At 30.3% G+C, this 10,572-nt stretch carries 23 protein-coding genes; all 23 read left to right on the top strand.

The features are described from left to right. Positions 1-27 precede the first annotated feature (27 nt). The 23 genes from VIM70_RS12470 to VIM70_RS12360 all read left to right on the top strand — a co-directional run bounded on the left by VIM70_RS12470 (position 28) and on the right by VIM70_RS12360 (position 10,371). Positions 28-339: a hypothetical protein gene (locus VIM70_RS12470; protein ID WP_331946089.1), complete on the top strand. Its 312-nt coding sequence runs from the start codon at positions 28-30 to the stop codon at positions 337-339. Positions 340-341: 2 nt separating this feature from the next. After that, positions 342-614: a hypothetical protein gene (locus tag VIM70_RS12465; protein ID WP_331946088.1), complete on the top strand. Its 273-nt coding sequence runs from the start codon at positions 342-344 to the stop codon at positions 612-614. 21 nt (positions 615-635) lie between these two features. Next, positions 636-1,076, top strand: coding sequence for a hypothetical protein (locus VIM70_RS12460; protein WP_331946087.1), 441 nt, complete (start codon positions 636-638; stop codon positions 1,074-1,076). Continuing rightward, positions 1,073-1,234, top strand: coding sequence for a hypothetical protein (locus VIM70_RS12455; RefSeq protein ID WP_331946086.1), 162 nt, complete (start codon positions 1,073-1,075; stop codon positions 1,232-1,234). Before VIM70_RS12460 ends, VIM70_RS12455 begins: the two co-directional genes overlap by 4 nt. Before the next feature lie 275 nt (positions 1,235-1,509). Next, positions 1,510-1,770: a hypothetical protein gene (locus VIM70_RS12450; protein ID WP_331946085.1), complete on the top strand. Its 261-nt coding sequence runs from the start codon at positions 1,510-1,512 to the stop codon at positions 1,768-1,770. A 252-nt stretch (positions 1,771-2,022) separates the two neighbouring features. Further along, on the top strand, positions 2,023-2,358 hold the full coding sequence (locus tag VIM70_RS12445; RefSeq protein ID WP_331946084.1) for a hypothetical protein: 336 nt from the start codon (positions 2,023-2,025) through the stop codon (positions 2,356-2,358). Between the two features lie 46 nt (positions 2,359-2,404). Continuing rightward, positions 2,405-2,602: a hypothetical protein gene (locus tag VIM70_RS12440; protein ID WP_331946083.1), complete on the top strand. Its 198-nt coding sequence runs from the start codon at positions 2,405-2,407 to the stop codon at positions 2,600-2,602. Positions 2,603-2,733: 131 nt separating this feature from the next. After that, entirely contained in the window at positions 2,734-2,928 is a 195-nt protein-coding gene (locus VIM70_RS12435; protein WP_331946082.1) for a hypothetical protein, read from the top strand. 572 nt (positions 2,929-3,500) lie between these two features. Further along, positions 3,501-3,887, top strand: coding sequence for a hypothetical protein (locus tag VIM70_RS12430; RefSeq protein ID WP_331946081.1), 387 nt, complete (start codon positions 3,501-3,503; stop codon positions 3,885-3,887). A 159-nt stretch (positions 3,888-4,046) separates the two neighbouring features. Next, a complete protein-coding gene (locus VIM70_RS12425) occupies positions 4,047-4,199 on the top strand; it encodes a hypothetical protein (protein ID WP_331946080.1) in 153 nt (50 codons plus the stop codon). Positions 4,200-4,255: 56 nt separating this feature from the next. Beyond that, a complete protein-coding gene (locus VIM70_RS12420; RefSeq protein WP_331946079.1) occupies positions 4,256-4,603 on the top strand; it encodes a hypothetical protein in 348 nt (115 codons plus the stop codon). A 548-nt stretch (positions 4,604-5,151) separates the two neighbouring features. Beyond that, the gene (locus VIM70_RS12415) at positions 5,152-5,508 is read left to right on the top strand and encodes a hypothetical protein (protein WP_331946078.1); all 357 of its coding nucleotides are present in this window, start codon (positions 5,152-5,154) and stop codon (positions 5,506-5,508) included. 97 nt (positions 5,509-5,605) lie between these two features. Further along, positions 5,606-5,809 carry a hypothetical protein gene (locus VIM70_RS12410; RefSeq protein ID WP_331946077.1) on the top strand — a complete coding sequence of 68 codons (204 nt, stop codon included), beginning with the start codon at positions 5,606-5,608 and terminating at the stop codon, positions 5,807-5,809. A 95-nt stretch (positions 5,810-5,904) separates the two neighbouring features. Continuing rightward, positions 5,905-6,189 carry a hypothetical protein gene (locus VIM70_RS12405; RefSeq protein WP_331946076.1) on the top strand — a complete coding sequence of 95 codons (285 nt, stop codon included), beginning with the start codon at positions 5,905-5,907 and terminating at the stop codon, positions 6,187-6,189. A gap of 130 nt (positions 6,190-6,319) precedes the next feature. Then, a complete protein-coding gene (locus VIM70_RS12400) occupies positions 6,320-6,529 on the top strand; it encodes a hypothetical protein (RefSeq protein ID WP_331946075.1) in 210 nt (69 codons plus the stop codon). Between the two features lie 106 nt (positions 6,530-6,635). Further along, positions 6,636-7,289 carry an HNH endonuclease signature motif containing protein gene (locus tag VIM70_RS12395; RefSeq protein ID WP_331946074.1) on the top strand — a complete coding sequence of 218 codons (654 nt, stop codon included), beginning with the start codon at positions 6,636-6,638 and terminating at the stop codon, positions 7,287-7,289. 113 nt (positions 7,290-7,402) lie between these two features. After that, entirely contained in the window at positions 7,403-7,594 is a 192-nt protein-coding gene (locus VIM70_RS12390) for a hypothetical protein (protein WP_331946073.1), read from the top strand. Positions 7,595-7,698: 104 nt separating this feature from the next. After that, the gene (locus VIM70_RS12385; protein ID WP_331946072.1) at positions 7,699-7,866 is read left to right on the top strand and encodes a hypothetical protein; all 168 of its coding nucleotides are present in this window, start codon (positions 7,699-7,701) and stop codon (positions 7,864-7,866) included. Between the two features lie 53 nt (positions 7,867-7,919). After that, the gene (locus VIM70_RS12380) at positions 7,920-8,087 is read left to right on the top strand and encodes a hypothetical protein (RefSeq protein WP_331946071.1); all 168 of its coding nucleotides are present in this window, start codon (positions 7,920-7,922) and stop codon (positions 8,085-8,087) included. Positions 8,088-8,188: 101 nt separating this feature from the next. Continuing rightward, on the top strand, positions 8,189-9,085 hold the full coding sequence (locus VIM70_RS12375; RefSeq protein WP_331946070.1) for an HNH endonuclease: 897 nt from the start codon (positions 8,189-8,191) through the stop codon (positions 9,083-9,085). Between the two features lie 203 nt (positions 9,086-9,288). Further along, positions 9,289-9,489, top strand: a complete 201-nt coding sequence (locus VIM70_RS12370; RefSeq protein ID WP_331946069.1) for a hypothetical protein — start codon at positions 9,289-9,291, stop codon at positions 9,487-9,489. Positions 9,490-9,642: 153 nt separating this feature from the next. Continuing rightward, entirely contained in the window at positions 9,643-9,861 is a 219-nt protein-coding gene (locus VIM70_RS12365) for a hypothetical protein (protein ID WP_331946068.1), read from the top strand. A 120-nt stretch (positions 9,862-9,981) separates the two neighbouring features. After that, a complete protein-coding gene (locus tag VIM70_RS12360; protein WP_331946067.1) occupies positions 9,982-10,371 on the top strand; it encodes a hypothetical protein in 390 nt (129 codons plus the stop codon). Positions 10,372-10,572: the final 201 nt, after the last annotated feature.

Raw genomic sequence — 10,572 nt, 5'->3', positions numbered from 1 at the left:
TAAAGAAATGAAAGAAGGAATTCACAAATGATTAAATTAATAGCAGTTATAACCTTATCAATATCAGTTCTTATACCTTCATTATTCCCTCAAATAGCTCATACTAATGAAATGATATGTAGGGTTTCAAATTCCACATATCAGGAGATTACAAACACTTATTCTAATACTATTATCAACGAAGATGGCGAAGAATTCAGGATTATGTCATATCATGATATGTCTGGGAAATGGTTAGGCGTATTCACTAAGAACGGAACCAATTCTATAAAAGGTTATGATGTTTTAAAAGATGATAATGCATTAAATATTTTATACGTTACAACAAAGGAGTTTTAACAATGCTAAAATTTATTAATGCTTGTGATAAATTTAGAAAAACACCTTCAAACGAATTAATCTGGCATGAAATGATGAATACATCTAAAAAAATATCTGAAGCTGAATTCTTAAAATCATGCGATGTCTATGAGCTTTTAGATGAAGGAGAAAGTTGGAAAGAATACAAACAAGTCGCTAAAATGCAAGGCGATGCAGTAAAGTTCTATAAATCAGAAAATGGATTATTCTTTTTTCAGACTGCTGGATTCGAATTCATTTGGGATAAAATTTAATTAATGAAAGAGGTTAATATTATGAGAATTAAACAATCAGAAACGCGAATTCATCCAGACTATACAAAAAGAGTCAGCGTATCTTATTCCATAGAATATACTGAAAAAGATGAGGCCATTAATTCAGAACTATCTAACCTTAAAAAAGTAATTTGTCTAGACCTTGAAACAATGCTAAAAAATATGTTTGATTTGCGCCAACTAAATAAATTCAATATTAATCTTTATACTATTACTTATATTGATGATCAATGGATCACTGAAGATTCAGCAAACGACTGTGAAAGATTTATTGATACTAAACAAGGTGAACAGCTTATAAAATCAAATAGGGTTATGCACCAGTCAATGGAGGCAATGGCTGAAGAATTGAACGAGTATAAAGAGTTTGTGAAATTATACAAATCAGAAAAACTATTTGAAGATTATCAAAAGGGATTAATGAAGGAGTGCGCCAAATGAAATATAATTCAATACCTAAGAACACATATAAACTTTCAGCAATCTATCAAGATAAACTCTATCCATTGACCTTCTGGAATAGATCAAGTTTAGAAGAGGCCATAAAAACAATCAAGTGTATTTTACCAGGATGTACGGATATTCAAGAATGGGTATAATATAATTAATTAGATCTTTTTCTTTGCCTATAGAATCATACTGATTAATCATTCTAACAGCTTAAATATGGCATTATGTGGCACTGGCTAGAATCTATTATACTATCCTATTAAACCCTTGTTTTATGGGTTTGTGTAGCTCTGTAACCTGCATGGATAGTCATTCTGTAAAATGGTTAATATATGAATGTAATATAACTATTATTATGTTGACATCTTTTTGTTATTAGTGTAATATACTATATAAGAAGTAGAAACAAAAAGGAGTTTTGAAAATGATTGAAACAACTGAGCAAGATCACAGAACTTTAAGAGCACTAGGAAGTAAACAACAGAATTTATTAGATGGCGAAATAGTAAAGATAGGGAAAAACGTTTATCATATAAATAGCACTTATTTAAAAACAAAACAAGGTCATCCAGTCTATGAGGTAATGCAAAATGATAAACAATATGCATATCTATATTTTGTAAAATATGCAGAAGTAACTAGAAAAAATGATAGCTGGCTATTAAGTTATACAATACAATATTAAGACTCGAAAGAGTCTTTTTTCTTTATTTACTTATACCCAATGTTAAAAACACCTTGTTTTTATGTGTTGTAGCAGAGCATGTTTTTAGCCATTTATTAACCTTGATAAATTGCCCATTTCGTGGGATAATTGGAGGGTTGAAAGTGGCTTATAGGTTGATTCTTAAAATGTATTAGTTAAATATAAATGTTTATGTTGACACATTGGCACTAACAGGAGTATAATGAATTAGAACTTAAAGGAGGTCAAAACATGTTTGTTAGAAATAATTTAGAACTTGATAAAATTAAATCATTAATAGTCCGTGACCCATTCTGTTTAACTTGTTGTTTACCAGAAGCTCAGAAGCTCACAGACAACAAAATTAATGATCTTAATCTTGATACCATTGAATATATTGTTAATAATAAAATAGAACGAATTATTATTAATCAAGCTGAAAAGATTAAAATGAGCTACAAGGAGAACCGTTATAAACTTGATCTTGATATATGGATTAATAACGAATTATACAGAACTTTAAATTGGTTCACACATAATAAAAAAGATGATATATTCGAAGATTCTGAAGTATATGCAGACAACTAAGGACTAAAAAAAGTCCTTTTTCTTTTTTATAAAGGAGGTGGAACAAATGATAAAAAGGTGTAACAGAATTGCTTGCAGGTGGTTTTTATTTAGGTCTGATTTTAGCGCATACACTGGTGAAAAATATTGGCAAGTAGTAAAGCAAGAAAGAGAAAACTGCCCTAAGAATTGCGAAAAATACATAGAACGTCAAGAAATAAATAGAATCAATAATGAAAAGTATGGAGAACTTAAAAACATTTAAAACCTATATTTGCTAGGGATAAGAGTCCACAATATTAATGTAATATAATTTTCTAATATCTATTGCATTTTGCTTAAATTAGTATATACTGTAATTAAGGGATTAAGTTAAAAAGAAAGAGGTTATGCAAAATGGATTACAAAATTATCAACAATGGTTATGAAGTTGAAAGCAATTATGATCTAACTCAAGAATTTAAGGAGAATGCCGAAAAAATTATTAATTGGTTTAATTTTAGAATTGGTTCTAAATTCTATGATAAAAATGATAATGAATATATGGTTCAAGAAGTTTCCCATGATTCAAAATATATTAAATTATCATAATTATTGTTAGATTATCAAAGGTAATTGAAAGGGGAATAATTAAAATGTTAATGACTAAAAAAGCGGGCGAAGAATTAGAATTAATGGAATTGGTTTTAATAGATTCTGATTTAACAGATAGCCAAAAGTTAGAAACAATTTCTAATATCTTAAAAAGATTAAAGTAATAAGACATCTAAGAACCTGAAAAGGTTCTTTTTTCTTTTACCTTTGATCACTGACTAGAATATTCTAGTCTTTTTTCTTATCCATTTTTCCCACGTTCCCACAATTCAACCTTCATATTATAAAATCACTGCCACAGAATGCCACCTCTAAGCTCTTCAAACCTATTACCCTTTATATTCTTACATCCATACTATTTTAAACCTAACAGAATCAATATAAGCATAAAAGCAACTTTTTATCGTGTTTTGATGCTCTGTAACTAGCCTATAGCTCAATTCTTAAAACTGGATTTTATCACATATAAATAATTATTAGTAACCTATTGACATATGATTGCATATCGTATAATATAGTAAACAAGAGGAAGAACAAACCGCGCAAGCGAAAAAGAAGGAGTTTTTAAAATGAAAAATTCAGTAAATGTATTAGAGGTTAGTCTAGTTAAAAACGTTCAAGATTATGATCTTTCAACTGGTGAAGTTGGCGCAAGTATTCAAGAGTATGAATTATTCACTAAACAGGTTATTATACAGGACTTAGAACCCGAAACAATTAGAGAAAGTATTTTGATTCTTTTGGAGGAAAATTACATTGAATTCGATTTAATACAAAAGGGAAACATTTTTGAAGAATCGCGCTTAACATTTCAAACCTTTGAAAATACTTCTGGAGTAACACAAGAAAAAGAAACATCATTTTTTGTAGATAATGATTTATACATTAAAGTAAATCAGGGGGATGTTTCTTTAGAAGAATTGCAAGAAATATTCCCTGAAATCCCACTTTATTAATACCAATGAAAAAGACAATTCAAGCGATAGGGAGCTAATTAAGACTAGATAATTCTAGTCTTTTTATTTTACTAAATAGATATAATTGTATTGTGTTTTTACTTTTACTATGATAGAATAAGTTAACGAATTAATTGAGGTAATGAAGGAGCGTTTTACATGAAATACGAAGTAACAAAATTATTCACTAAAGGATCACTAAAGGGATTGACTCATACAGGAATAACTTCAGTAAAATTTGAAGTTGGCGAAATTATTAAAAATGCAATTGGTGGGAGCGACTATAAAATAATTTCTTGTTATCAAGTATAAATAAATAAAATAAGGGAGTGTAAAAACTTCCTTATTTAACTAAAGGAGTGTTAGACGTGTTTAAGCCAGTGACCACAAAACAAACCAACAAAATGTCTCAAAACTATAAAAAATTCATTTCTAAACTATTCGGAGTTGAAGCAATCGGAGCTACAAAGCAAGAAGCTGAAGAAAACTTATTTAATCTTATTAACTGGAATATGAAACAATTTAGAAAATATTTTCAGCATAATGATATTACTGCCACATTATCAAATAGTCCTTATGATCTTAATCAATATCATTATTCTTATATTAGGGATGGAAGGGAATCAGGAACAACCATATTTGATGCTGTGAGCGACAAAGAAGCAATAAATATGGCTCAAAAATATTTTGATCAATACATAGGATGTATAAATTAAAGAGCAGAAATGCTCTTTTTTCTTTGTCCAATATTACAAGCGCAGCTTTTTAACTACTCCACAAATGGCCCTTAACGCTTTCATAATTCATACACTAGTATTAGCCTATACCTAAACACATTAAACGCCTTTAAACCATGTTCTAGCCTCTTACAATTCATTTTATGGTATTGCCTAATGAAATCATAGTTTTAAACAGATATACAAATTAGATATAATTCTAATAAACATAGCAATATGGAGCAATAAGGCGTTATAGATAGCTAATAATAGATATAATCATATAATCAGACCATACAAAGGATATATAAGTCTATACGCTATTTGACCATATACCGTAAAAGTTCTATAATAATAAATGTAAGGAAGAGCAAACGAAAAACGCCTTGCAAGTTATCAAGTCAAACAACTACATATAAATAAATTTTTGTAAGTAGTTGCAAAAAGCTCCAAACTAGAATAGAATGAGTTAACAGAACAAACGAGAACAACCCACAACTTATAAGCCTTGACCAGTACGGCAAGCATAGTAAAAGGAGTAAAATATTATGAGTAACACAACAACGACAAACTTTGCAGACTTTGGTTCAAGAGAACGCGCAATGGCTGAAGATCTTCTCAAGGCTTCAAGAGAACAAGGTTTTCCAGAAGACTTCGAACAAGAAGAAATTACAATCATGATGAACATGAACAGCGGAAATGTATTTTTCACCAATTCAGAATATCAAGTTGCAATGATGAACGGCGACACATTAGAAAGTTTTTATTCCCTTCCTTATGGTGGAGCTGAGGGATTTAAAGAAGACTTGAAAAACGAATTGGATAGAGAAACATTGAACCAAGATGATATTGACTATATGGTGCAAATTGGAGCATATGAAGAGGAAGAAGAAAACGAAGAATAAGCCATACTGAAGAGACTTTAATTAGTCGAAACTAGCCTAACAAATATAACAGGCTAGTCTATGGCATACAAGCCAAAAAAGAAAGAGGTTATGAAAAATGAGTCAACCGCAAGCATATGCACCCGAACATGGTTATAAATATCAATTATTGGTTATGTGTCCAGGTGAAAGATCATATGAACATTGTGACTATGCAAAGGACAGGGAAGAAAAGAAATTTATGTTAGAAGAGTACAGAATGGCATATGGCGCAGGATTTAGTTTTAAGACTATCTTACTACCTGCAAAGTATTGGGACTAGAAAGTTAGTTGTAAATATATGCAAGCTCAAATAATTATAACACTGGCTTGCATATGTCTAGGAGCTAATTTTAAAAGGAAAGAAGGAATATATAAATGAATTGTGCGTTATGTGGTGCTGAAGTTAAAAGCATGTTATTTATTAAAAATTCACCTTTTTATAATGCCATTAGTCAAAATCCTGAATACAAAACAGAGTATAAGATTGAACAGGTAAAAGATGCTTATTGGGTTAAAGGCACATTACAAAGAAATGTAAAACTTCCAGTTTGCTATATTGCCAGAATTAAAGATCAAGATTGCGAATGGTCGAATGGTCAAGGGTTCGACACTTTAGAACAAGCTAAACAATACTGTAATAAATATGAATTCAATAATTGAAGGGAGGGAATAACATGTTATTAGTAATCAAGGGCCAGGTAATAGGCGTTAACGACTTGACAGGCGAAGTATATATGAGTGTACCTGCTAGTGTAAAATAAATATATTGGAATATGAAGGAGTGCTGAAAATGATTAACACAATTAAAGAAATTTCTAAAATGGAGAATATCGAAAAGCAGCAGGAGCAGGTAAAAAAATTAAACTTGCCTAAACATCTATTCAATCTGGCCAGTGGTTATTGTGCATTATGCAATCAAGAAATAATTTTCCATACTGACAATTCAAAAGAAAAAATTATTTGTATTAGATGGATTAATGAACAGCTTGTAACCCTATAAATTCATGTTCTTATGGGATTTTATTGTTAGAGTACACTAAGACATTATAACATTAGCGTATTCTATAGAGTAAAAACTCTAATATAAAAGAAAGGAGGAAATATAAATGGAATCTAAAATTTGCCCAACTTGCCAGGAATTAAAGGAGTTAACAGAATACTATGATTCAATTAAAAAAGATGGTAGTATTTATCATAGGAGAGAATGCAAAAATTGTGTAAATATTAGGGCCAAAGAATGGAGAAAAAATAACCTTGATCGTAGTAATGAGATAAACAAAAAATATTTTGAAAAGCCTGAAATGGTACAGTATTTTATAGACAAGAGTATAAGGCAAAGAAAATCAGGTTATGCCCTAGAATGGCAAAGAAGTAACCCCGATAAGCTAAAGGTATATGGCGAGTCTCACAATGAGCATATTATAAGTAAAAAGGAATGGAACGACTGTAAGCAGTATTTTAATAATGAATGCGCCTATTGTGGGTTAAAATTAGAAGATCATTATTATACACGTTTAGGAATTACTAAAAATGGAGACTTTCACAAGGAGCACGTTATACACGGTGGAAGTAATTATATAGACAATTGTATTCCATCATGCGGACGGTGTAATTCATCCAAACATACTGCATTATTAGAAGACTGGTATAGTGTACATAACCCCAATTATACAGAAGATAGATACAAAAAAATAATACAATGGACTACAATAGACTATATACAATATATAAAAGTTAGAAAACAATTAGCAGGTAAATAACAATATAGGGAACGTCATAATTCCCTTCTAAGACTATAAAATGATACAATGAGGTTATAGTCTTAGAAGTCCATTATGAAGGCGTACACGGAAAATATGAAGGGGGTTATAAAATGATACAATGTATATGTTGTAAGGAATCATATGATAATCAATTCATGATCAAGTTTGAAACATTAGACAGTCAAGCGTATATTAAAGTTTGTGATTCATGCTCTGAAGAACATTCAGAATATGACGAGGAAAATGATTCATTGTTTATCAGTTGGAGCGAAAAACAGTTTTACCCTTCAGGATTACTATAACAGGTTGCTATATAACAGCATGGAATATTTCAAAATATTATAACAGCAAGCCTATTTTGCATCATGACTTTTTAAAAACTAGAAAAGAAAGGAAGTTTATAACAATGAGCATTATGCAAGAGTATGAACAAATTAAAAAAGAAATAGGGGAGGAAAAATATAACAGCATCGAAAAATATTTAGAAGTCAATCCTGATTTATTCCTCAGTGATCTTTACTATAAGGAATCAGAATGGAATAAGTTTGAGGAATGGTATAACAAACGGTTATAACAGAGCAGCAGGTTACATCATGAATTTTAAGAATTAGAAGGAGCGTGTATAAAATGATTACTAAAGAGGATTTAAAACCTATTGAAGAAAAATTAATCAGACTTCAAGAGCAACACATTGAACAGCTAGAAAGGGTCGAGATAAACTTTATTGCTCAATATACAAAAGGTCAAGTTGATATACTGGAAGAAGTATTGTCTTATCTTAAAGGCAAACTATAACCATTAAAAGGGGAATTTGAAAGGAGGTGGTAGAAATGGTATAACAAGAGAACATCTTAACAGACATGTACAATATATATAAGAAAGAAGGTTAATAGCAATTGACAACTGCCAAAAGATTAGAGTCTAATGAGAGAAAAAGTAAAGAATGGTTTGAAAGAAAGCATAAATTAATTAATGGAGTAGATCATAAATTTTGTAATAATCATAACAGCTTATTCCCAGAGGAAGATCCTTGGTTGCCTGCAACATTAGAATATTTTTACAATAGTAAACAAAGTCCAGATGGCCTAAACACATGGTGTAAAAAATGTGCAATTATAAAGGGAGGTATTATATTTCAAGCAAATAAAGAAAGGAGTTATGCAAGCCATAGAAAATATGAATCTACCGCAAAATGGAAGGAATACTCTAAAAGAAATCAAATACAATCAAAGGGTAATAGGACGAAATGGAGGAAAGACCATCCAGAGAAATGTATAGAATATTCTAGTCATCATAGAAATCATGATATTACAGAAGCGGAGTGGAGAAAAGAACTAGAAGTATTTAATCATGAATGTGCATATTGCGGAATGGCAGAAGATGAGAGTAAAAGAACACAAAATCAAATATTACACAGAGAACATGTTGACACTGATGGTTATAACGATTTAAGAAATGCCATTCCTTCATGTAGAAGTTGTAACAGCAGTAAACACGAGGATGATTTTGAAGAGTGGTATATGGAACAAAAATTCTTTACAAAAGAGAGATACAATAAAATAATTTGGTGGATTGAAGAAGGTTACAAGGATTATATTGAGGACAAACAACCATACAGGATTATTAAAAAGAAGAATGAAGACAATAATAAATTTCACCATGAATTATGGTCTATAGATAAAATGAGAAATACAATAGAATACATTGATAGAAGAACCACCAAAAAAGAAATAGAAAAAGATATTGAAAATGGTATCATAGGCATACCAAAAGTAGTAAGTAATAATACATAGGTTAGGGCATTAAAGCCCTTTTGGATACCTTATAAAGAGCATAACAGAACTAACATTATGCTTGCAGGATATCCAAAAGAGAATTAAAACTCTAACAGGAGGTGAAAAAGCTATGAAGAATTTATACTATTCTCTACTTTTTAAATTCCTTTGTACTCTAAGAGGCTTTACAATGAAGATATAATTAATGTGGAGGTTATAACATGCTATCATATCAGATTAACCTATCAAACCAAACCTTGACAGTATCAGACATGAGCAGAGTAATCTACCAGGAGCTAGGGTTTACTTCTACCAATGCTGAAATATTGTATAACATCGCAGGGAAACAGGATCAAGGGTTTATGTATCAAGATCATTTAGAAGTATACATAATCAAAAGACAGTTAGCTATGGTAGCTTAAGAAAAATTATAACATGGAAGGAGTTTTCATCATGCTAAAGCATCAGTCGGTTAGAAGGAACATAACATATAACATTCTCGTATTATTGGGCCTTGCAACTATGTTTCAATTCAACATTATTACAATAACGAGTAAATAAAAGGAGTGGTATTAATGTCTAATCAAGAAATCATTAATCTAGAAGTAATCAAAAAAGGTTTTGAATATACTGGAGATAATCTATATACCTATGGTCAATGGATGCAGAAAGGCTACAATGTGAAACGTGGTGAAAGGGCATTCATCAAGACAAGATTATGGAGCACTGGAGAAAATAAAAGGTTAAAACCTTCTAGTTTATTCAAATTTGATCAGGTATTAAAAGTTAATTAGAATGTTTCTAATTACTATAACACCAGACATTTTGTAGCTCCCACGTTTTCCATTTAGAAAAGTTGTAACATTTATAACAGCCAAGCTCCAAATTTGCCAGAGAAAAAGGAGGAAAATAAAATGTGTTTAGCTAAAGACTACAGTGAAGATTTACTTTTATTATTCAATAATATTAATGGTGATTTTATTAGACTAAATAACGAATTAAGACAAACTGATTTGATGGAGCAAGATATTTTACATATGATTGAAAAAGGAAATTTTAATGCATCGGAAGGTTATAAATTATCTAAATTAATCTGTGATAATAGAAAAGAAAGGAGACGTATAAAAAATGAGATTGAACCTCTACGGAAGCTGAAGAACAGCTTTATTGACTTAAATATGAAATCATTGGATGATACTCATCAAGCAATTATTAGAAAGGATAAAATATTAACAAATCTAACTGAGAATCAAATATATTCTCCAAGGGTATTAAAAACTCCAATACATAAGAAAGCTATGTAAATGTATATTTATGCATAACAATTGTATGCATATGCAAATAGCTATAACAGCAAGCATAGGTGGAAATGTCAAGAATTTTATAACAGGCTACCTAAAATCAGCATGAGTTTTTAGAATTATTGATTTCAGGAATTTTATAACAATCAGCATACCTATGTCAATACTTTTCAAAAAACACTCATTTTACCCTCTCTACAACAC

This window comes from Clostridium sp. (assembly GCF_036569345.1).
GTDB lineage: Bacteria > Bacillota > Clostridia > Clostridiales > Clostridiaceae > Clostridium_AD.
The sequence above is the reverse complement of the archived record's forward strand: the minus strand, read 5'-3'. Positions and strand labels throughout refer to the sequence as shown.